Source organism: Glutamicibacter sp. 0426, from assembly GCF_001906485.1.
Taxonomy (GTDB): domain Bacteria; phylum Actinomycetota; class Actinomycetes; order Actinomycetales; family Micrococcaceae; genus Glutamicibacter; species Glutamicibacter nicotianae.
Genome location: NZ_MPBI01000007.1, coordinates 85,917 through 112,242 on the forward strand (window position 1 = coordinate 85,917; position 26,326 = coordinate 112,242).

The 26,326-nt window shown below is 63.8% G+C and carries 24 protein-coding genes, 1 pseudogene and 1 riboswitch; of the genes and pseudogenes, 17 read left to right on the forward strand and 8 right to left on the reverse strand.

Annotation, left to right across the window (positions count from 1 at the left end):
* Positions 1-35: 35 nt before the first annotated feature.
* Complete coding sequence (locus BKX98_RS15490; protein WP_038993738.1) at positions 36-581, reverse strand: hypothetical protein; 546 nt, start codon at positions 579-581, stop codon at positions 36-38.
* Between the two features lie 211 nt (positions 582-792).
* On the opposite strand from BKX98_RS15490, the gene BKX98_RS15495 reads away from it, so the two are divergent.
* Positions 793-1,887: a mechanosensitive ion channel family protein gene (locus BKX98_RS15495; RefSeq protein ID WP_052254100.1), complete on the forward strand. Its 1,095-nt coding sequence runs from the start codon at positions 793-795 to the stop codon at positions 1,885-1,887.
* A gap of 71 nt (positions 1,888-1,958) precedes the next feature.
* Here the strand turns inward: BKX98_RS15495 and BKX98_RS15500 are convergent, their stop codons facing one another.
* Together BKX98_RS15500 and BKX98_RS15505 are read right to left on the reverse strand one after the other, a co-directional pair.
* Positions 1,959-2,603: a YqaJ viral recombinase family protein gene (locus BKX98_RS15500; protein WP_233125401.1), complete on the reverse strand. Its 645-nt coding sequence runs from the start codon at positions 2,601-2,603 to the stop codon at positions 1,959-1,961.
* Between the two features lie 64 nt (positions 2,604-2,667).
* A complete protein-coding gene (locus BKX98_RS15505; RefSeq protein WP_052254101.1) occupies positions 2,668-2,928 on the reverse strand; it encodes a thioredoxin family protein in 261 nt (86 codons plus the stop codon).
* A gap of 132 nt (positions 2,929-3,060) precedes the next feature.
* Between BKX98_RS15505 and BKX98_RS15510 the strand changes: the two genes are divergently transcribed.
* The 3 genes from BKX98_RS15510 (at position 3,061) to BKX98_RS15520 (ending at position 6,375) form a co-directional block, all read left to right on the forward strand.
* A complete protein-coding gene (locus BKX98_RS15510) occupies positions 3,061-3,804 on the forward strand; it encodes an ABC transporter ATP-binding protein (RefSeq protein WP_073707927.1) in 744 nt (247 codons plus the stop codon).
* Positions 3,801-5,126, forward strand: coding sequence for an FtsX-like permease family protein (locus tag BKX98_RS15515; protein ID WP_083586979.1), 1,326 nt, complete (start codon positions 3,801-3,803; stop codon positions 5,124-5,126). Before BKX98_RS15510 ends, BKX98_RS15515 begins: the two co-directional genes overlap by 4 nt.
* Before the next feature lie 190 nt (positions 5,127-5,316).
* A complete protein-coding gene (locus BKX98_RS15520; RefSeq protein WP_073707928.1) occupies positions 5,317-6,375 on the forward strand; it encodes an ABC transporter substrate-binding protein in 1,059 nt (352 codons plus the stop codon).
* Positions 6,376-6,382: 7 nt separating this feature from the next.
* On the opposite strand, the gene BKX98_RS15525 is transcribed toward BKX98_RS15520, so the two are convergent.
* Positions 6,383-7,111, reverse strand: a complete 729-nt coding sequence (locus tag BKX98_RS15525; protein ID WP_233125402.1) for an MBL fold metallo-hydrolase — start codon at positions 7,109-7,111, stop codon at positions 6,383-6,385.
* Positions 7,112-7,203: 92 nt separating this feature from the next.
* Between BKX98_RS15525 and BKX98_RS15530 the strand changes: the two genes are divergently transcribed.
* From BKX98_RS15530 to BKX98_RS15540, 3 genes are read left to right on the forward strand one after another with little or no spacing between them, the layout of a single operon-like run.
* Positions 7,204-8,253 (forward strand): iron ABC transporter permease, encoded by a 1,050-nt coding sequence (locus BKX98_RS15530; RefSeq protein WP_073707930.1) that lies wholly within the window; start codon positions 7,204-7,206, stop codon positions 8,251-8,253.
* On the forward strand, positions 8,250-9,359 hold the full coding sequence (locus BKX98_RS15535) for an iron chelate uptake ABC transporter family permease subunit (protein ID WP_223308768.1): 1,110 nt from the start codon (positions 8,250-8,252) through the stop codon (positions 9,357-9,359). The genes BKX98_RS15530 and BKX98_RS15535 overlap by 4 nt, the downstream gene beginning before the upstream one ends.
* Before the next feature lie 3 nt (positions 9,360-9,362).
* A complete protein-coding gene (locus BKX98_RS15540) occupies positions 9,363-11,270 on the forward strand; it encodes an SIP domain-containing protein (protein ID WP_073707931.1) in 1,908 nt (635 codons plus the stop codon).
* A 72-nt stretch (positions 11,271-11,342) separates the two neighbouring features.
* Here BKX98_RS15540 and BKX98_RS15545 read toward each other — a convergent pair whose 3' ends face one another.
* The gene (locus BKX98_RS15545) at positions 11,343-11,819 is read right to left on the reverse strand and encodes a MarR family winged helix-turn-helix transcriptional regulator (protein ID WP_073707932.1); all 477 of its coding nucleotides are present in this window, start codon (positions 11,817-11,819) and stop codon (positions 11,343-11,345) included.
* A gap of 106 nt (positions 11,820-11,925) precedes the next feature.
* On the opposite strand from BKX98_RS15545, the gene BKX98_RS15550 reads away from it, so the two are divergent.
* Positions 11,926-13,770 carry an ABC transporter ATP-binding protein gene (locus tag BKX98_RS15550; protein WP_073707933.1) on the forward strand — a complete coding sequence of 615 codons (1,845 nt, stop codon included), beginning with the start codon at positions 11,926-11,928 and terminating at the stop codon, positions 13,768-13,770.
* Here the strand turns inward: BKX98_RS15550 and BKX98_RS15555 are convergent.
* Positions 13,767-14,252, reverse strand: a complete 486-nt coding sequence (locus BKX98_RS15555; protein WP_038993747.1) for a MarR family winged helix-turn-helix transcriptional regulator — start codon at positions 14,250-14,252, stop codon at positions 13,767-13,769. The two genes, BKX98_RS15550 and BKX98_RS15555, sit on opposite strands and share 4 nt — an antisense overlap.
* 141 nt (positions 14,253-14,393) lie before the next feature.
* Between BKX98_RS15555 and BKX98_RS15560 the strand changes: the two genes are divergently transcribed.
* Positions 14,394-14,969, forward strand: a complete 576-nt coding sequence (locus BKX98_RS15560; RefSeq protein ID WP_073707934.1) for an NADPH-dependent FMN reductase — start codon at positions 14,394-14,396, stop codon at positions 14,967-14,969.
* Positions 14,970-15,093: 124 nt separating this feature from the next.
* Positions 15,094-16,203, forward strand: a complete 1,110-nt coding sequence (locus BKX98_RS15565) for a glutathione S-transferase C-terminal domain-containing protein (RefSeq protein ID WP_083586981.1) — start codon at positions 15,094-15,096, stop codon at positions 16,201-16,203.
* 71 nt (positions 16,204-16,274) lie between these two features.
* Here BKX98_RS15565 and BKX98_RS15570 read toward each other — a convergent pair whose 3' ends face one another.
* Positions 16,275-16,583 (reverse strand): hypothetical protein, encoded by a 309-nt coding sequence (locus BKX98_RS15570; RefSeq protein WP_143181158.1) that lies wholly within the window; start codon positions 16,581-16,583, stop codon positions 16,275-16,277.
* A 117-nt stretch (positions 16,584-16,700) separates the two neighbouring features.
* Between BKX98_RS15570 and BKX98_RS15575 the strand changes: the two genes are divergently transcribed.
* Positions 16,701-17,609 carry an RNase H family protein gene (locus tag BKX98_RS15575; protein WP_038993753.1) on the forward strand — a complete coding sequence of 303 codons (909 nt, stop codon included), beginning with the start codon at positions 16,701-16,703 and terminating at the stop codon, positions 17,607-17,609.
* Between the two features lie 70 nt (positions 17,610-17,679).
* Here BKX98_RS15575 and BKX98_RS15580 read toward each other — a convergent pair whose 3' ends face one another.
* Positions 17,680-19,128: an APC family permease gene (locus tag BKX98_RS15580; protein ID WP_073707937.1), complete on the reverse strand. Its 1,449-nt coding sequence runs from the start codon at positions 19,126-19,128 to the stop codon at positions 17,680-17,682.
* Between the two features lie 263 nt (positions 19,129-19,391).
* Here BKX98_RS15580 and BKX98_RS15585 point away from each other — a divergent pair, with 263 nt between their 5' ends.
* The 6 genes and pseudogenes from BKX98_RS15585 to BKX98_RS16910 all read left to right on the forward strand — a co-directional run.
* Complete coding sequence (locus tag BKX98_RS15585) at positions 19,392-20,564, forward strand: serine hydrolase domain-containing protein (protein ID WP_052254106.1); 1,173 nt, start codon at positions 19,392-19,394, stop codon at positions 20,562-20,564.
* A 35-nt stretch (positions 20,565-20,599) separates the two neighbouring features.
* Positions 20,600-21,388, forward strand: a complete 789-nt coding sequence (locus tag BKX98_RS15590) for an SGNH/GDSL hydrolase family protein (protein WP_223308767.1) — start codon at positions 20,600-20,602, stop codon at positions 21,386-21,388.
* Between the two features lie 102 nt (positions 21,389-21,490).
* Positions 21,491-21,588: riboswitch (glycine riboswitch) on the forward strand.
* 164 nt (positions 21,589-21,752) lie between these two features.
* Complete coding sequence (gene gcvP, locus BKX98_RS15595; protein ID WP_073707938.1) at positions 21,753-24,599, forward strand: aminomethyl-transferring glycine dehydrogenase; 2,847 nt, start codon at positions 21,753-21,755, stop codon at positions 24,597-24,599.
* Between the two features lie 13 nt (positions 24,600-24,612).
* A complete protein-coding gene (gene gcvT / locus BKX98_RS15600) occupies positions 24,613-25,740 on the forward strand; it encodes a glycine cleavage system aminomethyltransferase GcvT (protein ID WP_073707939.1) in 1,128 nt (375 codons plus the stop codon).
* 60 nt (positions 25,741-25,800) lie between these two features.
* A complete protein-coding gene (gene gcvH, locus BKX98_RS15605; protein ID WP_038993761.1) occupies positions 25,801-26,181 on the forward strand; it encodes a glycine cleavage system protein GcvH in 381 nt (126 codons plus the stop codon).
* A pseudogene (locus BKX98_RS16910) lies at positions 26,181-26,326 on the forward strand (serine hydroxymethyltransferase); the annotation flags it as partial. The gene gcvH and the pseudogene BKX98_RS16910, both read left to right, overlap by 1 nt.

A 26,326-nucleotide genomic window follows, 5' to 3' on the forward strand; every position in this document is an offset into this window, starting at 1 on the left:
AAAAGTTGCGAACGCATCATGCAAGCGGACCTTCCTTACCAATGGTGCGCAACATCGATGACCAAGCGTGAACCGTCGCCAGGTCCAGCCAGGGTGAACACGCGCATCGGAAGCCGGGCCCTGGTGGAGATCCCCACCTTGGTCTGGCCTTCAAAGCTGCCCAGCCAGACCAACTGGCGGAACGTCGTATAGCCCAGATTCTTCACCTTCGCTCCGGGATTGAACCCCGGAGCTGTTGGTGCCTGCACCAGGATTTCCAAGTTGGCCCCACCCGTGGTGGCCACCGGCAGTCCGGAACCGATTCCAGTCAGTTCGCTGACATACCTTGCCGAGTAGCTGGCAGCCGGTCCTGCCAGATCAATGACCAGCCGGTCAAAGCACAAATGGCGTCCGGTACGCAGATCCTGAACCGTGGAATGCGTGGACAAGGAACCGGTTTTGGCCAAAGAACCCCAATAGACCGTTGGACAGGAAGTGGATGCCTGCGCGGCCGGCGCCGGAGCCGCCGCGGAAGCCGGCGTCACCACGAGCAAGGCCGCCGCCACCGCGCCCAGCGCGATTCCGATTTTTCCGTGGCGCATAGGGATCACCGTCTTTCTTGGTTTGCGCCTGCTGGCAGAGCATACTGCCAGTGAATCTACTAAAGTCCTGGAGCACGTGAAGCACAAGGGCAAAAAGGAATTGGAACCACACTGAGACGGTTCTGCAATGGTGCTGGAAACCTCCCGAACCATATGGTGGGACGAAGGTTCCGCACAGCATTTATTTAGCGCCATATGACATGCTTAAAGCATGTCTCCTACCCCCGTTGAACCTCTAGACGAAACCGTCGAGGAAGTCATTACAGCATCAAGCTTCCTCCCCGAATCGTTGCAATTCTGGGTTGTGCTGCTGATCGGTGCGCTCGTAGCCGCAATCTTGGCATTCGTTTTCAGCGGCGTGGCACGCCGCGTGCTGCGCCGGATCGGCGTGGATGAAGCCGATGTGAAAGCCACCAGATTCCCGTTCTTCGGCATGGTCACATCGATCATCGCGAAGTCGGCTTTCGCGGTCTTCTATAGCGATCGTCCCTGGTACAACCCCTGGCAGTTCGCCATCCTGATCGTCTTGGTCTTCTTCCTCACCTGGTTCATCATCAAGCTGGTGCGCGTGATTGAAGCCGGCATGATGGCACGCTTCGAGTCGAGATTCGGCCCAGGACGCAGGCTTGCCAAGGTCCAGACGCAGGTCGGCCTGATGCGCCGCGTGCTGATCGCGGTGCTGTGCATCCTTGCCGTCGCCGCGGTGCTGCTGACAATCGAACAGGTCAGGGCGCTGGGCGCCGGCCTGTTGGCTTCGGCCGGTCTGGCATCGGTGGTCGTCGGCTTGGCCGTGCAATCAACCTTGGCCAACGTCTTCGCCGGCTTGCAGGTCGCCTTCACCGACTCCATCCGCGTGGATGACACGGTGGTGGTCGAAGGGGAGCGCGGCACCGTCGAGGAAATCACCCTCTCCTACGTCGTCGTGCACCTGATCGATGGGCGCCGGATGATCCTGCCATCGACCTACTTCACCACCACGCCGTTCGAGAACTGGTCGCGGCGCAGCACCGAGATTTCCGGAAATGTCGCACTGCAACTGAAGCTCAATGCGCCCATTGCCTACTTGCGCCAGCGCAGCACCGAACTGCTTGAGTCCTCCGACTGGTGGGACGGCCGGGATAATGAGCTACTCGTGACGGATGCCCAAAATGGCTTGCAGACAGTGACCATTTATTTATCTGCGCGCAACGCCGGGGACCTGTGGAACCTGCGCAACATGCTGCGCGAGAAGCTGCTGGCCGAGCTGGTGGAAAACTACCCTGACTGCCTGCCAGATCCCCGGATGATCCCGAGCAACCCAGTCTGATGGCATAGAGATAGCCACTGATTCCAGTCCTTCGAACTGGTTTCAGTGGCTATTTCCGTTTCCCGGTGAAATCAAAGCCGCAACGCCGCAGGCCCGTAGTCGTTGTAGCGCTCCTGGCGGGCCGTCGCCTCGCGCAATGCGTCGATCAGCGACTCGGCCTTGCCAATCAGATCGCTGATCAAATCATCGTCCCGTTCCACCCAGAGGTATTCGGGAACCGCGCGCACCGGCACGAAATTGTCGTGTTCTTCCCAGACGAACAGCGTGCGTTCGGCACCGATCACGTGCTGCTGCCACAGGATCTGGCGCAGATAGTTCTTCGGGATTTTCTTGAACGGCTTATTGGTGGTCTTGATTTCAGCCAATACCGGAACCCCCGAAGCGTCAAAGCCAAGGCCATCGGGAGTTGCCAGATGCAGTTTCGATTGCTGCGAGTGGAAGAGCTGGGTGGAAGGGAAGATATTGAAATTCTCTTGGACCCAGGCGGCAATGACCGGTTCGCGCTTGCGTCCATGGTCGGTGTAGGGATTGCCGGAGAAGCCATTGCCGTACAGCTTGTCCCATGCGGCGTTCTTGATGGACTTCTCGGTTGACAGCTTGGCCACGTCCGTTGCCGTGATGCCCTGCGCTCGTGCCCGCAGCCACTCGATGCGGTTGGAAGAGTCAGCTAAAACACGTTCGAAGCATTCATGGTGGACGCCGGGCACAGTAATCACTTGATCTATTCTTCCCCATGAAGGGGCAAGAATCGTGCACCTTGGCCTCGCAGCCGGCGTGAGACTAGTCGCTGGCTCCGGCGATAGCGGTCAACAGCTGATTGATAGTCGGCGTCTCACTGGCACGGAATTTCTCTGTGCCGTCCTGCAATAGCCGGATGACCGGGGTGCTGGTGATTCCCAATTCCTCGCCACGGGCCACCTGCTCCACGACGTTGATCTCTTCGACCTCCAACGCGGGCAGCAATTCCTGCACTCGGGCCACGGTTTGCCGGGTGCGGACGCATGGCGCGCAAAATGGCTGCGTATACAATTCCAGCTTCATTTGCCGTTGACTGCTCCTGCTGTAGTTGTGAACAAGGCGCCGGCAACTCCTACCGGGGGATGAGCCCGGCCGGAAGCGACTTGGCCCCCTGCGCCGATGCGCGTAAGGGCACACGATTGAAAACATTGGGGCATGCTTGAAAATTCCCTTGGCCATCCACCCGTCCTCGACGCTCGCGGACTCTACCGCAGCTTCGGCTCCACCACCGCACTGAACGGCATCGACCTGCAGATTACGCTGGGCCAATCGCTGGCCATCATGGGTCCCTCGGGGTCCGGCAAATCCACGCTGCTGCACGCACTGGCCGGTATCGAACTTCCAGACGCCGGCAGCATCATGCTGAACCTCCCGGGCCAGGCACCGGTGGATATCCAAGGGCTCAAGGACAAGGCGCGCACCAAGCTGCGCCGCGAATCCTTCGGCTTCGTCTTCCAATCCGGACTGCTGATTCCCGAGCTGACCGCCGAGGAAAACGTGGCCATGGCCCTGATGATCAACGGGGTGCCACGCAATGCCGCCATTGCCAGCGCCGGATCAGCGTTGGCCGAACTGGGCCTGGCGGGGATGGAGCAACGCCGCATCGGCCAGCTCTCCGGCGGGCAGCAGCAACGCGTTGCCATAGCCCGCGCACAGGTCACCGGGGCCATGGTGGTCTTCGCCGATGAACCCACCGGCGCACTGGACTCGACCACGGGATTCGAGGTGCTCGATACCTTGCTGCGCTGCACCGTCGGCGCCGGCAAATCACTGGTGATGGTGACCCACGATCCCAACGTAGCCGCACGCTGCGACCGCATTGTGCAGCTGCAGGACGGCCAGTTGACCAGCGGCAGCCTGCACCCGTCGAATGCAGCGAAGGACGGTGCCCAGCAGTGAATATCCTGCACCTTTCATGGATGCTCGGCCGGCCGGCGAAATCCCGGCTGGCACCGCAGATCCTGACCGCCAGCGCCTACGCCATGGTCAGCGCGATCCTGCTGATCGTGCTCGGCGGCGCCTACTCCTTCACCAGTTTCGAGCTCGAAGCCCAGGGAACCTATCTGCCCTTGGCCATCTTCGCCGTGGTGCTGCTGGTGGTCCCGCTGCTGGTGCTCGGCTCGGCCGCGGCCCGGCTTTCCGCACGCTCCAATGACCGGGCCCTGTCATCTTTGCGCTTGCTCGGCGCCACCGGTGCGCAGATCAGCCTCGTGGCAGTGCTCCAGGCAGCAGGCACGGCACTGGCCGGTGCGCTCGCCGGTATCGCGCTGTACTTCCTGGCAGCCCCGTTGGCTTCCTTGATTCCGTTCCAAGGTGCGCCGATCGGCTCAGCCATCTACTTGCCGCTGTGGGTGCTGGCGGTAGCGGTAGCCGCTATCGTGCTCCTCTCGGCGGGCAGTGCAGCTGCCGGCCTGCGCAAGCTGGTTATCACCCCGCTGGCAGTGGCAACCCGCAGCACGGTGCCCACCCCCAGCTGGCTGCGCGCGGTGATCTGTATCGGCGGCATCCTGCTGCTGTACGCGCTGTTCTCGAACATGGGCCAGTTCATGCAGTCCATCGCCGCGATCATCGCAGTGATAGCGGGCGGATTCGGCCTGGGCTTGCTGGTGATGAACCTTCTCGGCCCGTACCTGGTGGCCAAGGTGGGCAAGGGCAAGCTGCGCAAGGCCAGCACTCCGCAGCAGCTGCTGGCCGCCCGCATGATCCTGGAAAGCCCTGCCGAGTCCTGGCGCCAGGTCTCCGGGGTGGCCATGGCTTCCTTCGTCGCGGTGGTGGGCGGCAGCGGTGCCGCCCTGATGGCATCGCCCGGCAATGAATTCGGCCAGGGCACGTGGATGGAGCATGTGCCGGCGGATATCGTCACCGGCGTGCTGGTGACATTGGCCATCAGCTTCATCTGCGTGGCCGCCTCGGCAGCGATTTCGCAAAGCGCCAGCACCTTGGATCGTGCGCCGCTCTACCGCGGGCTGAATCGTTTGGGCATGCCCTACGCAACAATGAACGCCGCGCGCACCAAGTCGATCATGATCCCGGCGCTGACTGCCTCGATCGGTTTCGCCATCGCCTCCACAATCCTCGTGCTGCCCCTGGCCGGGGCCGCCGTCCTGCTCCAGCCGCTGACAGTCATCACCGTCATCGCCTGCGTCGTGCTCGGATTGCTGCTGGTGCGAACGGCAATTTCGGTTGCCGATCCGCAGAAGCTGCTAGCAAGTAGAGAATAAATTCTCTGGTCAGCACGCCGAAATAATGGCCCGATTTGGTTAGGGTCACTTCCGGGCCGGTGATTAGAGACGTTTCGTGTTGCGTAATGCCGATAAAAACGCGTATTGTGGCATACGGCCCGGATAGGCTTGCCTAACCTTGCTGACCGATACGCTTACAGTACCTCGCATAGTCTGGAATTACCGACCCATGAAAAATTCACGTCGCGCCGGAATTTTCGCCGCATCATCCGTCATCCTCGCCCTCGGCCTGACCGCCTGCGGCGCGTCGAGCAACTCGGCGGATCCATCGGCTGACACCTCTGCCAAGGCTGCAGAAGACTTCACCCCGGTCACCATCGAGAACATCTATGGCGAGACCACCATCGAAGAAGTCCCAGAACGCATTGCGACCATCTCGTGGGTCAACGCCGACACCCTGCTGGCACTGGATACCGTGCCGGTAGGCATGGACACCGACACCTACGGCATGAACGAGAACAACTCCACCGCGTGGAAGGACGCCGCGCTTCAAGAGCAGGGCGCCGCCATCGGCTCCGAGAACGCTCCCGTGCAGTACAAGGTGGGCGACGACATCGACTACACCGGCATCGCCGCCAGCAAGCCGGATGTCATCTTCGCCCCATACTCGGGCCTGAAGAAGGAGCAGTACGAGAAGCTGCAGGAAATCGCCCCGGTCGTTGGCCCGATTGAGCCGAACTACCTGACCAGCTGGGAGCAGGCAGCCGAGGCCGCCGGCCAGATGCTGGGCAAGGAAGAAGAAGCCGACGCCCTGATCGAAGAGATCGAAGGCAAGCTGGCCAAGGTCGGCGAAGACAACCCAGTGCTGAAGGACACCACCTTCATCGCCGCCGACCTGTCCGCTCCGGACACCGCCTACGTCTACTCCGAGGGCGACACCCGCCCGCGCTTCCTGAGCGCGCTGGGCATGACCCAGGCCGAGTACGTGCAGGAGAACGCCGCCAAGGACACCTTCTTCTTCACCGTTTCCCCTGAAAAGGTCAACGAGTGGGATTCGGACATCGTCTTCGCCTCGGCAGTTGCGGGCAACACCATGGACGACATCATCAAGGGCCAGCCGCTGTACGGCCAGATCCCTGCCGCGAAGAACGATGCAGTGGCACTGCCAGGCACCGACGAGGCAACCCTGGCCATCTCCGCGGCATCGCCGCTGTCCATCGAATGGGCACTGGAGAACGTGGTTCCAGGCATCGTGAAGGCTGCCGAAAACGCGGCTGCCGCGAAGTAGCTTCGGGCTAGGGATTCACTGACAGATAGTGCAATTGCGCTTCCAGGGAATGGGTAGCCGCGCCCACCAGGCGCGCATCGAGGTCGGGGTAGACGTGCTCCAGCAATTCTGCTGGCTGCGTGTCGGCCCCGGCCTTGCCGAGTTTCCGCAGCGCCGCACGCACCTGGTCCAGCCGGGACTGGCGGTGCTCGATGTACATCTGCAGCAGCGGATGCGAGGACTCGTGCTGTTCGCCGTGCGCCGGATGCAATGCCATGTCGGGCAGCGCCAGCAGCCGCTGCAGGGAGTCCAGGTAATCGGCCAGCGTGCCATCGGGATGCTCCAGGATGGTGGTGCCGCGGCCCAGCACGGTATCCCCGGTGAACAGGTGGGCGCGTTCGCCCTGGCGGATGAAGCACACCGAGTCCGAGGTGTGTCCCGGGGTGGAGAGCACCTGGATGCTGGCCCCGGCCGCATGGATCACCTCGCCATCGGCGAGGACCGGCGCATCCCGGCAGTACTCGGGGAGCTTGGCGCGCACCGGCGCCGCGGCCATCCGGCGCAGCGCATCGATGCCTCCGGTGTGATCGGCATGCCGATGGGTAATGAGCACCAGCTGGATGTCGAACACCGCCAAGGCCTGCAGATGCTCTTCGAGCTCGGGGCCCGGATCGATCAGCACCACCGGTGTTCCCGGCGCAAGTTCGCCCGCAGCCGGGTCGAACAGCAGATACGAATTAGTCCCGTCCAAAGTCATTTCAGAAGGATTCGGCGCGCACAGCACGCCAATACCGGGGGCGATAATAGTGGGCAAGGGAAGAAGAGCCATAGCAATGAGTGTAGGAACCAATGACCGCGACTGAAAGCGTGACGCGCCAGTCACCGGGGGCCGCATCGGCAAAAACCACCCGGAAGCTCGGCGCCGTGCTGCTGCTGATCCTGCTGCTCGCCCTGGCGCTGTTCGCCTCGCTGCTATTGGGCGCGCGCAGCGTCTCGATCGGCACCGTCATCGATGCCATCTGGAATTTCGACCCGTCCAACGGCGACCAGGGCGTGGTCGCCTCCCGCTTTGCCCGCACCGTCGGGGCCATCGTGGTGGGCGCCGCCCTGGGGTTGGCCGGCGCCGGCCTGCAGGGGCTGACCCGCAACCCGCTGGCCGATACCGGCATCCTCGGACTGAACGCCGGATCCTCCGTGGCAGTGGTGCTGGCGATCGCCTTCCTCGGCGTCCGCTCGCTGGGCGGAATCATGGTTACCGCCTTCATCGGCGCCGCCGGGGTGATGGCGCTGGTCTACCTCGTGGCGAATGTGGGCCGCGACGGCGCCACCCCGATCAAGCTGGCCCTCGGCGGTGCCGCCATGGCCGTGGGCGTCGGGGCGATCACCAATGCGATCCTGATGATTTCCGATGCCACCGTGGACCGCTTCCGCATGTGGCAGGTGGGCACGCTGTCCAGCAGCGGCATCGACACCTTCCTCGGCGCGATTCCCGTGGTGGCGGCCGGCGCGCTGATCGTGCTGTCAACCGCCAGGGCCTCCAATGCCGTGTCCATGGGCGATGACACCGCGATCGCCCTGGGTTTCAACCTGAACCGCGCCCGGCTCATCGGCTCCATCGGCGTGGTCATTCTCGCCGGCACAGCTACCGCTGTGGCCGGGCCCATCGCCTTCGTCGGCCTGATGATCCCGCATGCGGTGCGCCTGCTGGTCGGTTCCGACTACCGCTGGCTGATGCCGGCGTGCCTGATCGCCGGTCCGATCCTGCTGCTGGTCGCTGATACGGTGGGACGGATCATCGCCCCGCCCAGCGAGATCCAGGTAGGCGTCATGTGCGCCATGCTCGGCGGACCGATCTTCATCATCATGATGCGCAGCGGCATGAAGTCGGTGAGCCTGTGAGCACGAGCGAAATGGAAGCAACCACCATGGCCCAGCCGACCAGTACCGGGGACGCGGACCTGCCGGCGAAGCCGCCGGCTGCCGCCCAGTCCGGCACGACGCTGGCGGCCCGGCGCCGCTCCCGCGTGCGCCGCACCGCCCTGTGGATGGTCGTGGCGCTGGTGCTGGCCATCGCCGCCTACCTGTTCTGGGGACGGGACCGACTTCCGGCGGCCGAGGTGTTCCAGGTGCTTGGCGGCGAGAAGGTGCCGGGCACCAGCTTCATCATCATGTCCGACCGCCTGCCGCGCATCGCCGTGGGCGTGCTCGCCGGTGCTGGCCTGGGCATTTCCGGTGCGCTGTTCCAGCGCTGGCTGGGCAACCCGCTGGCCAGCCCCGACGTGATCGGCGTGGGCTACGGCGCCTCGGCGGCCGCCGTCTTCGCCATGATCATCCTCGGCTACACCGACTGGAAGCTCAACGCCTTCTCGCTGGCCGGCGGGCTGCTGGTCGCCGCGCTGATCTATTGGCTCTCGGCCGCGGGCAAGCGCACCGGGTCCCGGCTGATCCTGGCCGGCTTGGCCATCGGCGCAATGCTGCAGGCGCTGATCCAGTACCTGCTCACCCAGGCGCAGGTGAACACCGCCAGCGATGTCATGCACTGGTTGACCGGTTCACTGGCCAGCAGCAACTGGGAGAACGCGCTGCTGCTGCTGGTCTCCCTCGGCGCCATCGGCATCTTGCTGCTGCCGCTGGTGCTGCGCCAGCTGAAGATGCTGGAGCTGGGCGAGGACGCCGCGGCGGCTCTGGGCCTGCATGTCGGCTGGGCCCGTGCCCTGCTGGTCTTCGTGGCCGTGGCCATGGGCGCCCTGCCGATCGCCGTCACCGGGCCGATGGCGTTCGTCGCCTTCCTGGCCGGCCCGATTACCGCCGCGCTGACCCGCGGACCGATCAACATCCTGCTGGCCGGCCTGACCGGTGCCACGCTGGTGACCATCGCCAATTTCTTTGCCGCGAACTTGTTCGCGGACCTGTCGCTGCCGGTGGGCGTTATCACCGGCGCATTCGGTGCACCCTTCCTGATTTGGATTCTGGTGCGCGCCAACTCAACTGGAAGCGGGGCATAACCCATGGCCACTTTGCAGGCTAGCGATCTGACCTTGGCCTATGACAAGGTCACCATCGTCGACGAGCTGTCGCTGGATATCCCCACCGGGCAGGTGAGCATCGTCGTCGGAGCCAACGGCTGCGGCAAGTCCACCCTGCTGCGCGCCCTCTCCAGGCTGCTGAAGCCGGCCGGGGGGCAGGTGCTCCTGGACGGCGCGGATATCCACTCGAAGCCGGCCAAGGAGGTCGCCAAGACCCTGGGCTTGCTGCCGCAGTCGCCGACGGCCCCGGATGGCATTACCGCCCGCGAGTTGATCAGCCGCGGACGCTACCCGCACCAGGGGCTGTTCAAGCGCTTCTCCGCCGAGGACGAGGCGGCGGTGAACCGCGCCATGGAACTGACCGGCACCACCGAGCTGGCCGACCGCTCGGTGGACGAGCTCTCCGGCGGGCAGCGCCAGCGCGTCTGGATCGCCATGGCCCTGGCCCAGGAGACCGACCTGTTGCTGCTCGATGAGCCGACCACCTTCTTGGACGTGGCGCACCAGCTCGAAGTCCTGGATGTGGTCAGCGAGCTGAACCGCAGCCGCGGGATCACCGTGGTGATCGTGCTGCACGATCTGAACCTGGCTGCCCGCTACGCCGACTACCTGGTGGCCCTGCGCCACGGCAAGATCTACGCCGCCGGCCACCCCAACGACGTGGTCACCGAAAAGACTGTCAAGGATGTCTTCGGCATGCCAAGCCGCGTGATCCCGGACCCGGTGGGCGGCACCCCGCTGGTGCTGCCCATTGGCCGGCACCGCGTGCTGCGCACCGAACAGGTCCTGGCCACCAAGGGCATCTACCGCAGCGAAGCGTCGGCGCGGGACACCGCGGCGAAGCAGGCCGCCAGCGTGAAGGGAGCCGCCGAAGCTGCGGCCCAGCTCGATCCGCAGGCCATGCGCCCGGCCCATGAGCATGTGCCGACCCTGGCCTTCGACACCACGGTCGTCAAGAGCCAGCAGCTGGCCCCGTCCTTCCGCCGGCTCACCGTCAGCGGCGAGGACCTGGAATACTTCGGCACCAACAGCCACCCTTTGGATATGCGCATCAAGCTGCTGCTGCCGCCGGCCGGCGGAACCGCGCTGACGGACGAGATCGCCTCTATGCGCCCGGAGGCGCTGACCAGCCCGGCCGAGCAGCAGGGCTGGTACAAGCGCTGGCTGTCCATTGATCCGGACACCCGAGGCTACATGCGCACCTATACGGTGCGGGCCTTCCGCGAGGCAGGGCACCGGGACAATATCGGGGCCACCGCGGAGCTGGACATCGACTTCGTGATGCACGGGCATATCGTTGACGGCCAGCTGCAGGGCGGACCTGCGACGGAATTCGGCGACCGGGCCAAGGTCGGCGACCAGCTCTTGCTGCTGGGCCCGAACAAGACCCTGAACGACTCCACCTACGGCGGCATCGAGTTCCGCCGCGGCGAGGCAACCCGCGTGGTGCTGGCCGGCGACGAAACCGCCGCCCCGGCGATCTGCGCGATCCTCGAAGAGCTGCCGTCGAACGTCACCGGCCATGCGCTGATCGAGGTTCCGGAGACCACCGACATCCTCGGTGCTTCCACCCGCTCGGGCGTCTCGGTGCAGTGGCTGACCCGCGGCAGCCACGAGCATGGAGAATTGCTGCAGGCCGCCTTGCGCCAGGTGGTCGCGATTCCGGCCGCCGGAGTGGTGCATACCAATGCCGAGCCGGAAGATATCGATGTGGATGCCGACATCCTGTGGGAGACCGGCCAAGCGAACACCGCGCCGTTCTACGCATGGGTTGCCGGCGAGGCCGGCACGGTCAAGGAAATGCGCCGTTATCTGGTGCGCGATGCCGGTGTGGACCGCAAGCAGGTGGCCTTCATGGGATACTGGCGCCGCGGAAAGACCGAGAACTAGGCGGCAGCGTCAACCAGAACCAGGGCCCCGGCACACTGTGCCGGGGCCCTGGTTCGTTCTGGCAGCGGTCCGCTATTTTTCTTTGGCCGGGTTCTGGCACGCGCCGCGTGCAGGCCGCGGGTTTTCGCGGTCGAGGATTGCCAGAAGCCGGGTGAGTTCGGCGCGATCCTCGTCGCCGAGTTTGTCGAAGTAGCCATCCATGCTGGAACGGCGCAGCTCGGCAAGCTCCCCGAGCTGGGCGCGGCCCGTGGCGCTGAGCGCGATCAGCGTGGCCCGGCGGTCCGCTGGATCCGGGGTGCGCACGACCAATTTCTTGGCCTCCAGCTGGTCGACCACCTCAGTGGTCGAGCGGGCGGCAATATGCAATCGTTCTGCAAGCTGCGAGTTGCGCAGCCCTGCGTCTTCGGCGCGGGCCAACAGGGTCAGCACCCGTGATTGGTGCGGGGTGATTCCCAGGGGAATCAAGCTGTCCCTCCACCTGCCGCGAAGCATGCGCGAAGCGTGGAGGAAAAGATCTGCCAAGTCAGGCTTGGACTCGTCGTTCTGCATGTTTTCAAGAATAGTGTGTTTCTGCGGACATTTTCAAGATGCAACCACATAGTGAGGTTCCCTCTGTTATTCTGGACTTGGGAAATCCAGGACAAGGAGAGGGCTTATGAGCGCTATGGGAATGCCAGGTCCGCATCCAGGCGGTGGCGGACGGGGCCCGTCCGCGGATGCCGCAGGGGACAAGCAGTGGCTCTCCGAGCATCCGGTGTCGCTCGCACGCATCGCCGGGCTCTTCCGTCCTCATCTGGGATCGGTGATTGCCGTCATGCTGCTGATCGTGGCATCCTCGATCATCGGCTTGGCCCAGCCGTTCATCATCCGGGAACTCATTGACGACGCCATTCCCCACAGCAACGTCCGATTGCTGCTCTGGGGCGCCGGGGGACTGGTGCTGATCGCCTTGGCCACCGCGATCCTGGAAGTCCTCCAGACCTGGCGGGCAACCCTGATGGGCCAACGCGTGATGCATGGACTGCGGACCGGGCTGTTCACGCACCTGCAGAAGCAATCCCTGGGTTTCTTCACCAACTCCCGCTCCGGGGACGTGCAGTCCCGCCTGGTCAACGACGTGGGGCAGATGCAATCGGTGATCACCAATTCGGCCACGAGCATTGCCTCGAACCTGACTACGGTCGTTGCCACCGCCTGCGCGATGGTGGCGATTTCGTGGAAGCTGAGCCTGATCTCCCTGGTCGTCCTGCCGCCAGCAGTGCTGCTGGCCAAGCAAACCGCGAAGCTGCGCCGCGCCGTGACAGGAAAGCGCCAGCGCGAGATGTCCAACTTGACCTCGCTGATCGAAGAACGCCTGAGCATCTCCGGGGTCCGGCTCTCCAAGATCATGGGCACCGGTACCGCCGATGCCCAAGCTTTCGGAGACTCCAGCCGCAAGCTCATCGACCTGGAAATGAAAAGCGCCTTGGCCGGGCGATGGCGCATGGCCACGATGAGCATCATCTTCGCTGCCATCCCCGCGGTGCTCTACATCGTGGCAGGCCTGCCCGTGACCGGGCAGGGCATGAGCATCGGCACCCTGGTGGCCTTCACCGGGTTGCAGGCCGGGATCTTCCGCCCGGTCATGGGCCTGATGCAGATTTCGGTCCAGTGGATCTCGGCCATGGCCCTGTTCAGCCGCGTCTTCGAATACCTCGATACCGACCAGGCGCTGCCGGTAGCCGAGCATCCGCGGGCGGTTGAACCCGCGAAGCTGCGCGGCGAAGTGGAGTTGCGCAATGTCAGTTTCCGCTACCCCGAAGCTGATCGCGCCACCCTGGATCAGCTGAATTTGGAGCTGGAAGCCGGGACCATGACCGCGGTGGTTGGCGCTACCGGCTCGGGCAAATCCACCCTGGGATCCTTGCTGCCCCGGTTGCTTGATCCCACCGAGGGCCAGGTGCTGCTCGACGGCATTGACCTGAAGGAATTCGAACCCGAGGGGATCGCGCAGGCGGTCTCCGTGGTGGCTCAGGAAAGCTACCTGCTGCATGCCTCGATTCGCGAGAACCTCTTGTGGGCGGCGCCGGAGGCAACGGAAGAAGAGCTCTGGGATGCATTGGAAGCCGCGCAGATTGCGCCACTGATCCGCAGCCTGCCGCACGGCCTGGAAACCCAGGTAGGGCAGCGCGGGCACCGCTTCTCCGGTGGCGAGCAGCAGCGACTGGCCATTGCCCGCACCATGCTGCGCAAGCCGAAGGTGCTGGTGCTCGATGAAGCCACCAGTGCGCTGGATACCGTCACCGAGGCACTGGTGCAGCGGGCGCTGGATGAGCTGGCGATGGGGCGCACCACCTTGCTCATCGCGCACCGGTTGAGCACGGTGATGCGGGCGGACCGCATCGTGGTGCTGGAGGATGGACGGATTGCCGAATTCGGTACCTTTGATGAACTGGTCCAGCGCGGGGGCCAGTTCGCCCAGCTGGTAGCCAAGAGCGAACTAGCCCAGAGGACCAGCTAGCACCCGTCCGGTTTCAGGCCCTGCTGCTCCAGGGAGGCCAGGATCTTGGGCAGTGCCGATTCGAAGGCGGTGCGCTCGGACGGCTCCAGCGAGTCGAAGATGGTTTCACGCACGAAGCTTACGTGGCTTGGCGCGGCCTCTTCGATGGTTTGGCGCCCTTGGGCGGTCAGCGTGATCTGGTGCCCGCGGCGGTCGGTTTCATCCGAGCAGCGGCTGATCAGGCCCTTGGCTTCCATGCGGCGCAGCAGGTGGGAGAGGCGGGAGCGATCCCAGCGCAATGCGGTGGCCACGTCGGCCGGGCGCAGGCTCGGCTCGGCCGTTTCCGAGAGCACGGCCAGCACCGAGTATTCGCCGGACTGCATATTCGAATCGCGGAGCATCTGGCGGTCCATGGCGCTGGGGAACTGCCAGAGGAATTCGCGCAGGGTACGCCAGAGGTCCTGCTCGCTATCGGTGAGCCAGCGGGTCTCTTCGCTCTTCATTCTCTTTCCTAACCATGTTCTGCCCAACGGGGATACTGAAATATTGTTGACGCATCAATTATCTCCTGTATAGTGGGATTTGGCAAGAGATGATGACGTGTCAACTAAAGTGGTTGGCCGCAGAGCTCCAAGGAGATTGAATTGTCGAAGATCGCTATCGTTACCGGTTCCACCCGTCCAGGCCGCGTCAACCAGTCTGTCGCGCAATGGGTGCTGGCCAAGGCCGAGGAATTCGGCGGTGCCGACTATGAGCTGGTGGACATCGTGGATTTCAACCTGCCGATTCTCGATGAGCCCTTCCCGGCCGCCTACCAGAACTACCAGAACGACCACACCAAGGCCTTCGCCGCCAAGATGTGTGAATTCGACGGCTACATTTTCATTGTTGGCGAGTACAACCACTCTGTCCAGCCTGCCTTGGCCAACGCGCTGAGCTACCTGAATGCCGAGCTGAACAACAAGGCCGCAGGCATGGTCGGCTACGGCTCCGCCATGGGTTCGCGCGCGGTGGAGCACCTGCGTGGAATCCTCTCCGAACTGCAGATCGCCCATGTGCAGAAGACCGGCATGTTCTCGCTGTTCACCGACTTCGAGAACTTCTCCACCTTCGCACCGACCGAGCAGTCCGCTGGCAGCGTGCAGCCGATGTTAGAGCAGCTTCTGGCCTGGAGCAAGGCCATGGCGACCGTGCGCGACAGCGCCTCGGTCAACGCCTAAGGGAGGTCGAATATGGCGGGGTGCTGGCAATCGGCACCCTGCCATTTCCAAACCTGTCCAACTGCCATAGTCTCGACATGAATGGTTTATGCACGGGACCGCAAAATTCTTTGGAAGGAATGCGATGAGCGACGAATACTCGACCAAGGGCTCCTACGTCACCGGCGGAGAATTCACCCGGGACACCAACTACATCCAGGACCGCATCGTCGCTGATGCCAGCGCCGAGCACTATGGGCACAAGGACAGCCACAGCAAGATCGGGCATCCCGACGCAGGGCTGTCCGAAGGCGCCCAGCTCTGGCCGGTGGAGGCCGGCCGCTACCATCTGGTGGCCGCCCGCGCGTGCCCATGGGCCAACCGGACCCTGATAGTCCGCCGCCTGCTGGGCCTGGAAGACGCGCTGTCCATCGGACTGCCCGGTCCCACCCACGATGCGCGCAGCTGGACCTTCGACCTGGATCCGGAGGGCAAGGATCCGGTGCTGGGCACCGAGCGGGTCCAGGAAAACTACTTCAAGCGCTTTGCCGATTATCCACGCGGGATCACCGTTCCGGCCATTGTCGATATCCCCACCGGCGCGGTTGTCACCAACGACTACCCGCAAATCACCTGGGACATGTCCACGCAGTGGAAGGAATTCCATCGTGAAGGCGCACCGGATCTCATTGCCCATGACCAGCTCGATGAGATGCTGCCGCTGATCAAGCGGATTTTCACCGAGGTGAATAACGGCGTCTACCGTGCCGGGTTCGCGGGGGACCAGAAGTCCTACGACGACGCCTACGACAGGCTATTCACCACGTTGGACTACCTCGAAGAACGGCTATCCACCCGCCGCTTCCTCATGGGCGATTACATCACCGAGGCCGACGTGCGGTTGTTCACCACCTTGGCGCGATTCGACCCGGTCTACCACGGCCACTTCAAGGCCAATCGCAACAAGCTCATCGACATGCCCAACCTCTGGGGGTACGCCCGGGATCTGTTCCAGACCCCAGGCTTTGGCGACACCATCGACTTCGAGCAGATCAAGGCCCACTACTATGTGGTCCACGAAGACATCAACCCGACCGGGATCATTCCGAAGGGACCGGATCTGGCGAACTGGCTCGAAGCCCCGGACCGGGAAGAACTGGCGGAGCACGGCCCGTTCCTGAACGGCACGGCACCGGACGAAGTCCGTGCCGAGGAACGTGTCCAGGCGGGACACAACCCGCTGTACCCTGCCTAGGCTCCGGAAGAACCAGCCTGGCGGCCCAGGAGCAGCTCCATCCCATGGAGCGGATCCCGGGCCGCTGCGCTTTATTCGAAGTCGAAGCCCTGGCCCTCGCACGCCTCCTGGAATGCTTCCAAGTCGGTGATCTTCGGCGTGCCGGCATCATCGGTGGCCACGGCAGCGCTGATTTCTCCGGTGGTTGCCTTCGCCCCGTGTTCAGCGGCTTTCGCCATGTTCGTCGCGCCCATGCCCTCGGGGTCAACCATGCCCCCGCCAAAGTGCACGCACGCGGTATGGCCCTGCGGATCCTGCTCGCGCAACTCTTCGATCGACGGGCCGCCGCAAGCGGTGAGCGCCAAGGCTAGGGTGGCCAGTACAGGCATAATTTTCTTCACAACCCAATACTAGGCATGGATCCGCTGGGATGCTGTGTTCCGCTCTGCAGGAATTCGCTGGCGACATGGCCCTATGCCTGGAACCCTGCGGTGCGGTGAACGTGGCAGGATTAAACCATGACAATCATTGCAGCGGCGGATGGATCAGCCCTAGGGAATCCCGGACCAGCAGGTTGGGCCTGGTACGTGGACCAGGACAACTGGGCCGCTGGCGGTTGGGACCACGGAACCAACAACATGGGCGAGCTCCAGGCGGTGCTCGAGCTCTTCCGGGCTACCGAGCACCTGCCAGACGAAGAACTGAAGATCCTGTGCGACTCGCAGTACGCGATCAACTGCATCAGCAAATGGATGCCAGGGTGGAAGAAAAAGGGCTGGAAGAAGGCCGACGGCAAACCGGTACTGAACCAGGACATCCTCAAGGAACTGGATCAGGCCATTTCCGGGCGCAAATACACTTTTGAATGGGTCAAGGGCCATGCCGGCCATGAGCTGAACGAGGCAGCAGACGGACACGCCCGCGCGGCTGCCACCGCGCACCAGCAGGGCACGGCAGTAGAGGCTGGACCCGGCTACACTGCCGGTGGATCAGCCTCGTCCGGCTCTCCGGCTGAGACGGAGGCGGCACCAGCACCGGCGGAAGAAACCGCTGCCACGCCAGAACCCGGCATGGACATCGCGGCCGCCGCCTATGAGCTGGAGCAGGGTTTTCTCGACCCGCAGATCCGCGCCAGCTTCGCCGAGCTGAACGACTTCCTGCACCCCGGCTATCAGGAAGTGACCCGGCATGGGGGCCTGCTGGACGTGGCCACGGTCCGATCCATGCTGGAATCCGGGGCGGCACTGCCAAGCACCGGTGCGGTGCAGGTGCTTGCGGCGCGCGAAGTGGATGCGCAGATGGTGCTGCTCGCCTACCGCATGAAGCCCGCGGATTCCCCGGTGCTCGTGGTCTCGTCGTGGTGGCAACGCACCGAACGCGGCCTGAAGCTTCGTTTCCGCCAGGAAACCGTCGAGCAGGCGGCGTAGAAAACGCGCGCTTAATGCAGCAATGCCCGCCGAATCAATCGGCGGGCATTGCTGCATTAAGAACTAGGGATCAGTACTGGCCCGGGCGGGTTTCAATGACGCCCTTCTTGTAATTGATCCGGTTGATCAGCCAGGTGACTGCCCACAGCACGATGCCGATCACCAGCAGCAGGCCGGCAATCTCGTACTGTACCCAGTCCTCGCGGGAACGAGCCCAAGGGCCGGCAAGGAACAGGCAGAAGACCACGCCGAGGATCGGGATGATCGTTGGCGCGCGGAACGCGCCGGGCTCCGGCTTGTCGCGGCGCAGCACCAGCAGGGCGACGTTCACGACGGCGAATACGCACAGCAGCAGCAGTGCGGTGGTGCCGCCCAGCGAGCCGACGATGCTGCTGCCGGTATCCAGGTTCACGTAGGCAACCAGTGCGATGGCCAGCGCGGTGCTGAACAGGATCGCAACCCATGGGGAGCGCCGGGTCGAGTGCACCTTGCCCAGGAACTGCGGAAGCACGCCCTGGCGGGCCATGCCGTAGAGCAGGCGGCTGGCCATCAGCATGTTCATCAGCGCCGTGTTGACCACCGCGAAGACGGTCAGGAACGGGAAGATCGCGTCCACCGGCAGATTCGGCAGGCCAATGCGCACCACATCCAGCAGGATGCCGGCATCCGGGTTCTTCGGATTCAGCAGGTCACCGGTGGGGATCACCATGATGACGGTGACGGCCACCAGCATGTAGATCACGGCGCAGATGCCCAGGCCGATGAGCATGATCTTCGGGAAGACCTTCTTCGGGTTCTTGGTTTCCTCCACCAGGTTCACCGAGTCCTCGAAGCCCACCATGGCGAAGAATGCAATGGCGGTGCCCATGGTCACGGCGGCGAAGACGCTGCGGTCGGTCGGGGTCTCGAAGACCACCAGGCGGGAGATGTCTCCGTGGCCCGAAGCGATCACGGCGAAGCCGATGCCGACGATCGCGGCCATGATGGCCAGCGACACGACGGTCAGGAAGAGGTTGAACTTCACGCTCTCGCCGACGCCGCGGAAGTTGATGATCGCGAGGATGACGATCACCGCAATAGCCGCCCACATGCCCGCTTCAGGCGTGTTGGGCACGCCCTCGATGAACTGGCCGATGCCAATCAGCAGGTTCCGCCCGACCAGGGTGGCCGAGGTGGCGGCGCTGGTAATGCCGGAGCAGGCAACGGTGAAGGCCACCAGGAAGGTCACGAAGTGGATGCCGAACGCCTTGTGGATGTACAGGGCGGCACCTGCTGCGTGCGGGTACTTGGTGACCAGTTCGAGGTAGCTGAAGGCGGTGAGGGTCGCGATCGCGAAGGCGATCAGGAACGGCAGCCACGCGGCTCCACCCACCTGGCCGGCAACCTTGCCGGTAATTGCGAAAATGCCGGCGCCGATGATATCGCCCATGATGAGGAATAGCAGCAGCTTCGGGCCAATCACCCGGTGGAGTTCTGTTTCTTTGCCGTCGGTAACGGCCGTGTCACTGTTCACAGTCATGCGATCGAGATCATCTCCTTCAAATTTGTAGGCAAACGTTACAACTTTAGGGTCAGCGCATGAAGTGGGCAAACCGGGCTCTGAGCTGGCTCGCAGAATCGCGGGACGAACGGCATTATTACGTCGGCGAGTGGCTTAATCGCTTCAAAGGTGTGAGCTGACCTACCTATATGCTGGGTGGTGGACAGCATGTGGAACCTTCGGGAAATGGGAGCACTGCGGTTAGGGTTGGTTGTTGAGGAACAAGCACTTTAAGGATTTAGATGCAATCGGTGATCACTGAGGATTTCGCGCCCCTGGCCCAGGCTTTGGAAGCGCGTGCCGCTGAGGAAGAAGGCTACTCGGCGCAGCTGGCCGTATACCACCGCGGAGAACTGGTGCTCAGCCACACCGTCGGAGAGCACCTCTCGGGCGACGCGTTGACCTGTGTTTTCTCCTGTACCAAGGGCCTGGGCGCGCTGGTCGTGGCACTGCTCGTGCAAGATGGCCTGATTGATCCGAATGCGCCCATGGCCACCTACTGGCCTGAATTCGGCGAGAACGGGAAATCCAGGCTCACCGTCGGCGAGGTGCTCAGCCACCAGGCCGGCGTGCTGGGCGTTCCCGGGGGCGTGCCCAGCAAGATCCTCCTGGACTCCGCCGAGTACGCCAAGGTGCTCGCTTCCATGCCCAGTGTCTGGCCGCTGGGGCAGAATATCGTCGGCTACCACGCGATCACCATGGGCGTGCTCATGGAAGAACTGGTCCGCCGGGTCACCGGCAAGGAGCTCAAGGAGGTCTTCGAGGAGCGCATCCGCAAGCCGCTGGGCGCCGAGGCCTACATCGGCCAGGACCCAGCGCTGGAATCGCGCTACCGCGATGTGCTGCCAGCTGCCGAAGCTGCCACCGAATTCTTCGACCCGTTTTCCCCGGCCGGACTGGCGGTGAATTCGGCCTCCGGGTTCGCGCTGGAAACTGGCCCGGTCTACAACTGGCACGAACTGGCCAATGCGCCGCAGGTGCGCGAACTGGGCCCGGCATCCATGGGAGCGGTGGCCAACGCCCAGGGCCTGGCCGCCATCTATGCCGCCTCCTTCGGTGCAGTTCCGGCACTGGGAACCACGCGCGGATTCCTTTCCGCCGACACCTGGTCCCAGGTATCCACCGAACTGGTCTACGGCCATGACCGGACCAATGGACTGCTGCAGGCCTTCGCCCTGGGATTCATGAAGGCCACCGCGCGCAACAATTACGGCTCGATTTTCGCCTACGGCCATGACGGTGCGAACTCCTCGCTGGCCTTCGCCGATCCGGCCCACCAGCTGGGCTTCGGATTCATCCCCTCGCGCAATGAAGGTCTCAAGGAGACCTCCACCGGGGTGAAGCTCAGCCAGCTGGCGCGCCAGCTGATCATGCAGAAGAACATGGCGGCCCAGGCTGCCGGCAACAACGCATAGCCGCCCCACCGGGCAAGGAACGAAGCAGGAGCGAAGTGAAGAAGTTTGTGGCACTGGGTGACTCGTTCACCGAAGGCGTTGGCGACGCGGATCCGGTCCGCCCTAACCAGGTGCGCGGCTGGGCGGACCGGGTGGCCGAGGTGCTCTGCGCCGAAGGAGAATGGGAATACGCCAATCTGGCCGTGCGCGGCAAGAAGATCGGCCAGGTGATCAACCAGCAGCTGGACCAGGCCCTTGCGTTGGCCCCGGATCTGGTCTCCATCTACGCCGGCGGCAACGACATCCTGCGGCCCAAGGCCGACCTGGATGCGCTGATGCGCGGCTATGCCGGCATGGTGCGCCGCTTTTCCGAAGCCGGAAGCACGGTGCTGCTGTTCACCGGTTTCGACACCGTGGACTCGCCGCTGTTCTCCAAGACCCGTCCGCGCACTGCCATCTACAACGAGAAGGTCCGCGAAATCGCGGACGAATACGGTGCGCTGATCGCCGACTACTGGCGATGGCGCGAATTCTCTGACCTGCGCTACTGGGCGCCGGACCGGCTGCACATGAACGAGCTGGGCCACACGCTGATGGCCTCCAAGGTCCTGGACGTGCTCGGCGCCGGGCAGATCACCAAGGAGAACTGGTCTGCGAAGATCCAGCAGCCGTCGCTGCCGGAGCTGGCGGTGAACTCGCGCGGCGAGAAACTGAAGCAGGAATTGGGCTGGGCCAGGGAGCATTTGGCTCCGTGGATCAAGCGACGGCTCACCGGCACCTCATCGGGAGATTCCTTATCAGCGAAGTATCCCGATTACATCCGTTTAACTGCAGGCGCAAACTGAACGCGTTTATGACTTTTCCTGCCACCGTTCCTGTTTGACGTTGGGGGCGAGGCGGGTAACATGGTGGTGTGCTGCAGGCCTCCGGCCGGCAGCACACGCCATAGACGGATGGCGGGAGAGTCCCGTTCACACCATGGACGGGCGCCGTAGGAGCAATTCCTCCCCAGGAAACTCTCAGGCACCCGTACCGCCATCATGAGGCAACTCTGGAAAGAAACCGGCCCGTTCCGGTTCACCGAAGGTGCAAGTACCCGGCTTGGTTTGCTGGATGCGTAAAACTCTCAGGTTATGCAACAGGGATGGGGAGGTAAAAAGACCTTCCTTTGGCATGCGCCAAGACAGATCCCATGGAGATACCCGCACCATGACCACCACGCAGACTTCGGCACCAGCGAATACTGAATTCGTCTCCCGCCATATCGGCCCGCGTCCTTCCGACGTTGCCACCATGCTTCAGAGCCTGGGCTACGACAGCCTGGAAGCACTGATCGACACCGCCGTTCCGGCAGATATCCGCCAGGACTCCGCACTGGATATCCCTGATGCGCTGAGCGAAACCGAAGCCTTGGCCCACCTGCGTGCGCTTGCCTCGAAGAACGTCATGAAGACCCAGATGATCGGCCAGGGCTTCTACGACACCATCACCCCAGCCGTAATCCGCCGCAACATCGTGGAAAACCCTGCCTGGTACACCGCCTACACCCCGTACCAGCCGGAAATCTCCCAGGGCCGCCTCGAAGCCCTGCTGAACTTCCAGACCATGGTCATGGACCTGACCGGCCTGCCGATCGCCAACGCTTCGCTGCTGGACGAATCCTCGGCCGCCGCCGAAGCAGTGCTGATGATGCGCCGTGCCAACAAGAAGAAGGCCAAGGGCAAGACCGTCCTGGACTCCAACATCTTCCCGCAGACCTTGAAGGTCGTGCAGGGCCGCGCCGACGCGCTGGGCTTCGAGATCGAGGTCGCCGACCTCTCCGCAGGCCTGCCCGAGGGCGACATTTCCGGCATCGTGCTGCAGCAGCCGGGCAATGACGGCTCGATCGCCGACCACGCCTCGATCATCGCCGCCGCCAAGGAAGCCGGCGCCATGGTGACCGTGATCGCCGACCTGCTGTCGCTGACCATGATCACCCCTCCGGGCGAGCAGGGCGCCGACATCGCCGTGGGCAACACCCAGCGCTTCGGCGTGCCGCTGTTCTTCGGCGGACCGCACGCAGCCTACATGGCTGTTGCCGATGGCCTGACCCGCTCGATGCCAGGCCGCCTGGTGGGCGTCTCGGCCGATGACGCTGGCGTTCCCGCCTACCGCCTGGCGCTGCAGACCCGCGAGCAGCACATCCGCCGCGAGAAGGCCACTTCCAACATCTGCACCGCGCAGGCCCTGCTGGCCATCTGCGCATCGATGTACGCCGTCTACCACGGCCCGGCCGGGCTGAAGCAGATCGCAACCCGTGCCAACAACCACGCCCGCGTGATCGCCAGCTCGCTGGTCGCAGGCGGCTTCACCCTGGCCTCGGATACCTTCTTCGACACCGTTGTGGTGAACGTCGAGAACGCCGATGCCATCATTTCCAAGGCCGTCGAGGCAGGCATCAACCTGCGCAAGGTGGGCGAAACCCAGGTGGGCATCTCCACCGACGAAACCACCACCTCCGCAGTGGTCAAGACCCTGCTTGAGGTCTTCGGCGTGCAGCTGTCGGCTCCGGAAGGCTTCGAGCTGCCCGAGGCCATGGTGCGCACCAGCGACTTCATGACCCACCCGATCTTCAACTCGATCTCCTCCGAGACCCAGATGATGCGCTACCTGCGCCGCCTCTCGGATCGCGACCTGGCGCTGGACCGCACCATGATCCCGCTGGGCTCGTGCACCATGAAGCTGAACTCGGCCGCCGAGATGGAATCCATCACCTGGCCTGAATTCGCGTCCATCCACCCCTACGCACCTGCCGCGCAGACCGCCGGCTGGCGCGAGCTGATCACCGACCTGGAAGGCCGCCTGACCGCCATCACCGGCTACGCAGGCGTCTCCATCCAGCCGAACGCCGGCTCGCAGGGCGAGTACGCCGGCCTTCTGGCCATCTCGGACTACCACCGTTCGCGCGGCGAAAGCCAGCGCGACCTGTGCCTGATCCCTGCATCGGCACACGGCACCAATGCCGCTTCGGCGGTGCTGGCAGGCATGCGCGTGGTCGTCGTGAAGACCGCGGCCGATGGCACCATCGACGCCAATGACCTGGATGCCAAGATCGAGGCCAACAAGGACGTCCTTGCCGCCATCATGATCACCTACCCATCCACGCACGGTGTCTACGACGCCGACGTGCGCGAGGTCTGCGACAAGGTCCACGCCGCCGGCGGCCAGGTGTACATCGACGGCGCGAACATGAACGCCATGGTGGGCCTGGCCCAGCCGGGCAAGTTCGGCGGCGACGTGTCGCACCTGAACCTGCACAAGACCTTCTGCATCCCGCACGGCGGCGGCGGTCCGGGCGTTGGCCCGATCGGCGTGGGCGAGCACCTGCTGCCGTTCCTGCCAGGCGACGCCTCGGGCACCTACTCGGAGCGCGACGGCGTGCCGGTCGTGGCAACCGCCTTCGGCTCGGCCGGCGTGCTGCCGATCTCCTGGGCCTACATCGCGATGATGGGCGGCGACGGACTGACCGAAGCCACCAAGCACGCGATCCTGAACGCGAACTACATCGCCAAGCGCCTGGGCGAGCACTTCCCGATCCTGTTCACCGGCAACCAGGACCTGGTCGCCCACGAATGCATCCTGGACCTGCGCGAACTGACCGCCAAGACCGGGGTCACCGCCGAGGACGTGGCCAAGCGCCTGATCGACTTCGGCTTCCACGCGCCAACCCTGTCCTTCCCGGTCGCCGGCACCCTGATGGTGGAGCCGACCGAGTCCGAGGACCTGGCCGAGATCGAGCGCTTCATCGAAGCCATGATCACCATCCGCCAGGAAATGGACGAGGTGCTCTCCGGTGCGTACAGCATCGAGGAATCCCCGCTGCGCAACGCTCCGCACACGGTCTCGGCAGTGGTCAACAGCAACTGGGACCGCAAGTACTCGGTGGAGCAGGCAGCCTTCCCGGTAGCCAGCCTGAAGTTCGACAAGTACTTCCCAACCGTGGGCCGCATCGACGGCGCCGGCGGCGACCGCAACCTGATCTGCTCCTGCCCGGCTCCTGAAGCCTTCGAAGACTAAGGAAGAGTTAGAGATGACTGAGACTACCCAAGCACTCAAGCGCACCGCACTGCACGCCCAGCATGAAGCTTTGGGCGCGAACTTCACCGACTTCGGCGGCTGGGACATGCCGCTGAAGTACGGCTCGGAACTGGCAGAGCACAAGGCCGTGCGCTCCACCGCCGGCCTGTTCGACCTGTCCCACATGGGCGAGGTCTACCTCACCGGACCGGAGGCCGGCGTCGCGCTGAACACCGCGCTGGCAGGCAACTTGAGCATCATGAAGGTCGGCAAGGCGAAGTACTCGCTGATCCTGAACGCCGAGGGCAAGATCATCGACGACCTGATCGTCTACCGCCTGGAAGAGGAGAAGTTCCTCGTCGTGCCGAACGCCGGCAATGCCCCGGTGGTCGCCGCCGAGCTGGCAGCCCGCGCCGCTGATTTCGATGTAGTCGTAGATGACGCATCGGGCCGCCAGTCGCTGATCGCGGTCCAGGGCCCGAACGCCGAGGCGATCGTGAGCAAGCTGGCCGCCGACGAGGCAACCGCCCAGGCCGTCGCAGAGCTGAAGTATTACGCGGCTGTGAAGCTGGTGCTCGGCGGTATCGACGTGCTGCTGGCCCGCACCGGCTACACCGGCGAGGACGGCTTCGAGCTGATCATCGAGAACGAGGATGCGTCAGCCCTCTGGGAGAAGACCGTTGAAGCCGGCAAGGACCACGAGCTGGTTCCTTGCGGCCTGGCCGCCCGCGACTCGCTGCGCCTGGAAGCCGGCATGCCGCTGTACGGCAACGAGCTGTCCCTGGAACGCAACCCGTTCGACGCGGGCTTCGGCCCGGTGGTTTCCTTCAAAAAGGAAGAGAACTTCGTGGGCCGCGAGGCACTTGAAGCGCTGCGCGGCACCACCCCGCCACGCAAGCTCGTGGGCCTCAAGGGCCTGGGCAAGCGCGCCGGCCGCGGAGGCTACTCCATCGTCAAGGACGGCACCGCCATTGGCGAAATCACCTCCGGCCAGCCATCGCCAACGCTGGGCTATCCGGTGGCGCTGGGCTACGTGGATGCCGAATTCAGCGCAACCGGAACCGAGCTGGAGGTCGATCTGCGCGGTAAGACTTTGCCATTTGTCGTAGTCGAACTGCCGTTCTACACCCGAGCCAAGTAACGTTAAACATCAGTAGGGCTAAGCTAAGCGCCCGCTAATTCCCTTGGGAGAGGAAATACCGTGAGTAAAGTTCTTTCGTCATTGCGCTACTCGGCTGAGCACGAGTGGATCGATGCATCGTCCCCAGCAAAGATCGGCATCACCCAGGTTGCCGCTGACGCCCTGGGCGACGTGGTCTACGTCGACCTGCCAGAGGTTGGCGACACCGTGACCGCAGGCGAGACCTGCGGCGAGGTCGAGTCCACCAAGTCGGTCTCCGACCTGTACTCGCCAGTGACCGGCACCATCGTTGAGGTCAACCAGGAAGCCGTGGACAACCCGGCCATCCTGAACGAGGATCCATACGGTGCCGGCTGGCTGTTCACCGTTGAGGTCACCGAAGAAGGACCGCTGCTCTCGGCAGCAGATTACGCAAGCGCGAACGGTGGAAACGTCGAGTAATGAGCAACCAGACTTTTGAAACCGTTGCCTCGAGCTCGCTGACCCAGTCGCTGGCATCGCTGGACCCGGAGGTGGCGCAGCGCATTGACGCTGAGCTGGCTCGCCAGCAGCGCGGCCTGGAAATGATCGCCTCGGAGAACCACAC

Coding starts and splice junctions, on each gene's coding strand:
- BKX98_RS15575 (WP_038993753.1), top strand. CDS start 16,701: ATGACAATCATTGCAGCGGCGGATGGATCAGCCCTAGGGAATCCCGGA.
- BKX98_RS15490 (WP_038993738.1), bottom strand. CDS start 581: ATGCGCCACGGAAAAATCGGAATCGCGCTGGGCGCGGTGGCGGCGGCC.
- BKX98_RS15580 (WP_073707937.1), bottom strand. CDS start 19,128: ATGACTGTGAACAGTGACACGGCCGTTACCGACGGCAAAGAAACAGAA.
- BKX98_RS15505 (WP_052254101.1), bottom strand. CDS start 2,928: ATGAAGCTGGAATTGTATACGCAGCCATTTTGCGCGCCATGCGTCCGC.
- BKX98_RS15495 (WP_052254100.1), top strand. CDS start 793: ATGTCTCCTACCCCCGTTGAACCTCTAGACGAAACCGTCGAGGAAGTC.
- BKX98_RS15540 (WP_073707931.1), top strand. CDS start 9,363: ATGGCCACTTTGCAGGCTAGCGATCTGACCTTGGCCTATGACAAGGTC.
- BKX98_RS15510 (WP_073707927.1), top strand. CDS start 3,061: ATGCTTGAAAATTCCCTTGGCCATCCACCCGTCCTCGACGCTCGCGGA.
- BKX98_RS15585 (WP_052254106.1), top strand. CDS start 19,392: ATGCAATCGGTGATCACTGAGGATTTCGCGCCCCTGGCCCAGGCTTTG.
- gcvP (WP_073707938.1), top strand. CDS start 21,753: ATGACCACCACGCAGACTTCGGCACCAGCGAATACTGAATTCGTCTCC.
- BKX98_RS15525 (WP_233125402.1), bottom strand. CDS start 7,111: ATGACTTTGGACGGGACTAATTCGTATCTGCTGTTCGACCCGGCTGCG.
- BKX98_RS15530 (WP_073707930.1), top strand. CDS start 7,204: ATGACCGCGACTGAAAGCGTGACGCGCCAGTCACCGGGGGCCGCATCG.
- BKX98_RS15550 (WP_073707933.1), top strand. CDS start 11,926: ATGAGCGCTATGGGAATGCCAGGTCCGCATCCAGGCGGTGGCGGACGG.
- BKX98_RS15545 (WP_073707932.1), bottom strand. CDS start 11,819: ATGCAGAACGACGAGTCCAAGCCTGACTTGGCAGATCTTTTCCTCCAC.
- gcvT (WP_073707939.1), top strand. CDS start 24,613: ATGACTGAGACTACCCAAGCACTCAAGCGCACCGCACTGCACGCCCAG.
- BKX98_RS15555 (WP_038993747.1), bottom strand. CDS start 14,252: ATGAAGAGCGAAGAGACCCGCTGGCTCACCGATAGCGAGCAGGACCTC.
- BKX98_RS15565 (WP_083586981.1), top strand. CDS start 15,094: ATGAGCGACGAATACTCGACCAAGGGCTCCTACGTCACCGGCGGAGAA.
- BKX98_RS15520 (WP_073707928.1), top strand. CDS start 5,317: ATGAAAAATTCACGTCGCGCCGGAATTTTCGCCGCATCATCCGTCATC.